Annotated in this window: 5 protein-coding genes; 3 read left to right on the top strand and 2 right to left on the bottom strand. The window is 29.8% G+C overall.

Features of this window, described 5'->3' with window-relative positions; translation table 11 throughout:
* From Q0616_RS06830 to Q0616_RS06820, 3 genes are all read left to right on the top strand, one after another.
* Positions 1-945 (top strand): DUF4836 family protein (locus Q0616_RS06830; protein WP_298776012.1); only part of this gene is annotated, 945 nt, incomplete at its 5' end.
* On the top strand, positions 935-1,576 hold the full coding sequence (locus Q0616_RS06825; RefSeq protein WP_260542264.1) for an ATP-binding cassette domain-containing protein: 642 nt from the start codon (positions 935-937) through the stop codon (positions 1,574-1,576). The genes Q0616_RS06830 and Q0616_RS06825, both read left to right, overlap by 11 nt.
* On the top strand, positions 1,560-2,771 hold the full coding sequence (locus tag Q0616_RS06820) for an ABC transporter permease (protein WP_298776010.1): 1,212 nt from the start codon (positions 1,560-1,562) through the stop codon (positions 2,769-2,771). Before Q0616_RS06825 ends, Q0616_RS06820 begins: the two co-directional genes overlap by 17 nt.
* A gap of 58 nt (positions 2,772-2,829) precedes the next feature.
* Here Q0616_RS06820 and Q0616_RS06815 read toward each other — a convergent pair whose 3' ends face one another.
* The gene (locus Q0616_RS06815) at positions 2,830-3,492 is read right to left on the bottom strand and encodes a porin family protein (protein WP_286483262.1); all 663 of its coding nucleotides are present in this window, start codon (positions 3,490-3,492) and stop codon (positions 2,830-2,832) included.
* Positions 3,493-3,691: 199 nt separating this feature from the next.
* A complete protein-coding gene (locus Q0616_RS06810) occupies positions 3,692-3,835 on the bottom strand; it encodes a hypothetical protein (RefSeq protein ID WP_298776008.1) in 144 nt (47 codons plus the stop codon).
* Between the last annotated feature and the right edge of the window lie 13 nt (positions 3,836-3,848).

Below are 3,848 nucleotides of genomic sequence, written 5' to 3'. Positions count from 1 at the left end.
AAAAGCAAGAAAAACCTTGATTTCACAAAAAGTTCGTGGGTCAATTTTATTTCTTTTACTTCGGACGGAATTAGTTTTACACAGAAATTTCATCCCGATGCGATTACAAAAGTCGAATTAGAAAAACGTCCGATGTGGAAATCAAAAATTAATACCGATTTTTTTAAATTTTTCCCTGCGCAAAGTTACATGAACATTGGTTTAGGAATTTATCCTGCAAATACACGTTATGTTTTCGAAGATCAAAATTTTTTAACAACATTTTTAGAGCAATATGAGCTTGATTTGAACAAATTAGAACAAAGTTTTGAAGGTGAAGCCTTATTTAGTATTTACGATTTTGAAATTGCAAAAGCATTCAATCCAAACGACTTTTTTGGTAAGAAAGATGACTTTATTCAACAAGTTGTTTATCCACAATTTGTTTTAGGTGGAAAAATGAAAAATGATATTTTCTTCAAGGATTTTTTAAAATCTCATCAGCAAAACATTCAGAAAATTGGTCCCTATTACATGTTACCGATTTCGACAAACATGAAGATTTACATGACGTACAAAAATAATTTATTGTACATCACCAATAATCAATCAATCATGAATCAATATTTGAACAACATGATAAGCTCTTCAAATTTTGTCACTTCAAAATTTGCTACAAATGCTTCAAATCCGATGTTTGGTTATGTCAATCTTAATTTTGATCAATATCCAAAGGAGGTTCAAAACTACATTTACCAACAAATTCCTTTTGGAAATACAAAAGAAATTCAAAAAGTTTTATCCAACTTTGATTATATTGATTACCGTGTTTCAAATGAATATACTAAAACTGGAAAAATACATATGAAGAAAACGGATAAAAATAGTTTAGAAGTTATTTTCTTGCTTTTGGATGAAGCCTATTCTTTATTTTTCAATCAAGCACAACAACAAAATGGAAATTAAAATTAGTCAACTTGTTCCTCATCCACTCAAGGAATTTGGGTTTGAACAATCTGAGATTTGGAAAAACGAGTATACTTTTTCTAGTGGAAATATTTATCAAATTGTTGCGCATTCTGGCGTTGGTAAATCAACGTTGATAAATATTTTGTACGGCGATCGGAAAGATTATGACGGAGAAGTTTTGTTTAACGGACAAACTATTAAGAATTATTCTTTGAATGATTGGACAAAAATTAGACGCGAAAAAATAGCCTATGTTTTTCAAGGTTTGCATTTATTTGAAGAATTAACTTTAATGGAAAACATTCAGTTAAAAAATGTCTTGACGCAACATCGAACAGAAAATCAAATCATCGAATGGATAGAAAAAGTTGGATTAAAAAGTCATTTACATCAAAAAGCTGTTCATCTTTCTTATGGTCAACGTCAGCGAATTGCGGTAATTCGTGCACTTTGTCAACCGTTTGATTTTTTACTTTTAGATGAACCATTTAGTCATTTGGACGAAGTTAATCAACAACTTTTGATTGATTTGGTAACTGAAGAAGCTGCAAAAAATAAGGCTGGAATCATTTTTACCAGCTTACACGAAATTCACGATAAACGCCTTTCAAATGTCATTCAACTCTAAAAATTTAATCGAAAAATTAGTTCGTAAAAACCTAAGTATCTTACGAATTACAACCTTTTGTTTTTTCTCTATTATCGGTTTTTTTATCTTGATTTTGGCTGGAACAATTTATTTAGATTATGCTAAAAATTTTGGTGAAGATAGCTCAGTTTGGAAAGCGAATTATATCGTTTTGAATAAGAAGATTTCGTCTTTACAAACATTAACCGGAGAAAAGCCAAGCTTTAATGAAGACGAAATCGAGGAACTAAAATCGCAGAATTTTACTGCAAAAGTCGGAACTTTCAAAAGCAGTCAATTTCCTGTAAAATTACAAGTTGGTGGAATTGCTGGAATTCGAGGTTTTTCAACTGATTTATTTTTTGAGTCTGTACCAAAAGATTTTATAGAAGTTGATCAATTGGATTGGAAATGGCAAGAAGGTCAAGATTTTATACCGATTATTATCCCGAAAAGTTACCTCAACTTATATAATTTTGGGTTTGCAACAAGTCAAGGATTACCGCAAGTTTCTGAAAGTTTATTTACTAAAATTCCTTTTCAGTTGATTATAGGTAAAGATGAAAATCAAAAAATCTATCAAGCACGAATTGTTGATTTTACCACAAAAATTAACACTATTTTAGTTCCTGAAAACTTTTTAGAATGGGCGAATCAAACCTATGCATCGCAAAAAACAGCACAACCATCTCGTCTTGTAGTCGAAACTAAATCACAAGGAGATGAAAATGCTTCCATTTATTTTGAGCAACATAATTATGATATCAACAAGGATGAATTGAAAAATAATGAATTGACTTATTATTTAAAATTAGCGTTTTCGTTGGTTCTATTTATTGGTCTAATCATTGTTTTTGCAGCAATATGGTTAATGATTATTAATTTCCAATTGATGATTGAAAAGAATAAACATAAGACAAAAGATTTATTTTTGATTGGATACAACATCAATCAATTGGCTCGTCCTTATCTTAAATTTTCGATTATTTTCATGTTGGTAAGTTATATAATTTCGATACCGTTGGTTTATTTCGTCTTAAATATCATCAAAGAAAAAGTTGGGAAATTTATGACCATTGAATCTTCACATGTTTGGGAAGTGATAGGTTTTGGATTGATTATCGTCTTCTTTTTATTCATCTTAAATAAAATTATCTTAACCCAATCGATTAAAAAAATTGCGTTAAAAGAATAAAAAAAGAAAAGGATTCTACCAGAAGTAGAATCCTTTTTATTTAAACAAATATTCTCGATTAGAACGAATATCCTACACCTAAAGAGAAAGAATGATTTTTCACATCTGCTCCAGTAGCTGTTCCATTGTTAACATTTTCTGTTATTTTAGTTAACCCCATGTAGTATCTTGCTCCAACATTGATATTATCTGTCACATTGTATCCTAAACCAAAATTAACACCAAAATCAAAATTCTTTATATCATCTTTGATATCTTGTTTTCCTTCTGTTGTGTAAACGGTATTGTTTGCATAAATACTTGTTTGCTGTTTGTTGCTTGCGTACATGTTAAATCCAAATTGAGGTCCAGCTTCTACATTGAAACGCGATGCTCCTGGATAATATTTGAACATTACTGGAACTTGAATATAATCTAAGGTTGTTTTATTTTTAGTTTTTACCGTTGTATTCCCAACTTCTGTAACTTCATCTTTCAACTTTCCTCCTATTCGAGCAAAATTAACCTCTGGTTGAACTGCAAAACGTTCTGTTAATGGAAAATGACCGTAAAGACCTGCGCTAAAACCTACTTTATAATCATTATCTTTCACATCTTTTCCATTAAATGAAGACATATTTACACTTGATTTAATACCAAATTGTGCAGATGTTGTTTTTTCTTGTGCGCTCAAACTAACAACTCCTAACATTGCAGCAGCAATAAAAAATAATTTTTTCATCTTTTTAAATTTTATAGTTCTAATTATGATGTATTCATAATTTCAAGTGCTGTGCCAAATAATGTTAAAAACAATATTTAAACACACAAGTTATTGATATGTTTATTTTTACATCATTTATTTTAACATAATTCTAATCTTCAAAAACAAAAAAGCTACATCTTTCGATGTAGCTTTTATCAATTATAAGTGGTCTATATTAGAATTTGTAAGCAAATCCAATTGCAACTGCACTTGATGCAGCATCAAATTCTCTTCCTAAAACTTCTCTTTTAGTGTAACCATGTTTATTATTGTTAGCAATGTTTATTGCTTGCTGTGTGTACTGTTCAATTTTACTCATTTACTTGCCCCTT

The sequence above is a fragment of the uncultured Empedobacter sp. genome (assembly GCF_937930195.1).
GTDB lineage: Bacteria > Bacteroidota > Bacteroidia > Flavobacteriales > Weeksellaceae > Empedobacter > Empedobacter stercoris.
Note: the sequence above shows the minus strand (reverse complement) of the source record. Positions and strands in the feature narration are given on the sequence as shown.